The sequence below is a fragment of the Thermus aquaticus genome, assembly GCF_001280255.1.
Lineage (GTDB): Bacteria > Deinococcota > Deinococci > Deinococcales > Thermaceae > Thermus > Thermus aquaticus.
Genome location: NZ_LHCI01000075.1, coordinates 1 through 342 on the forward strand (window position 1 = coordinate 1; position 342 = coordinate 342).

At 72.8% G+C, this 342-nt stretch carries 1 protein-coding gene; it reads left to right on the forward strand.

Going from position 1 to position 342, the window contains the following annotated elements; translation table 11 throughout:
* Positions 1-23 precede the first annotated feature (23 nt).
* The coding region (locus tag BVI061214_RS13960; RefSeq protein WP_162207986.1) for a CobW C-terminal domain-containing protein at positions 24-342 on the forward strand (319 nt) is incomplete at its 3' end.

The window sequence follows — 342 nt, forward strand, 5'->3', positions numbered from 1 at the left end:
GGGGGGGGGGGGGGGGGGGGGGGGTGGAGGAGGTCCTTTTCCCGCCCCGGAGCCTGCGCATCCTCCACCCTGGGGTCCACCTCCACGCCCACGCCCGGGTGGTGGTCCTCCCAGGGGAGGCCTCCCTGGGGGACCTCGAAGCCTGGCTCAAAGGGGTCCTCCTCCTCCTGCACGGCTCCCGTCTCCTCCGGGGCAAGGGGGTGGTCCGGCTCCGGGAGGCCCCCAAGCCCTTGGTCTTCCACCTGGAGCTGGGTTTTGCCGAGGCCAGGGACGGCCTGAACCACCTGGTCTTCATCGGAGAGGGGCTGGACCGCAGGAGCCTAGACGAAGGGGCCAGGCGGG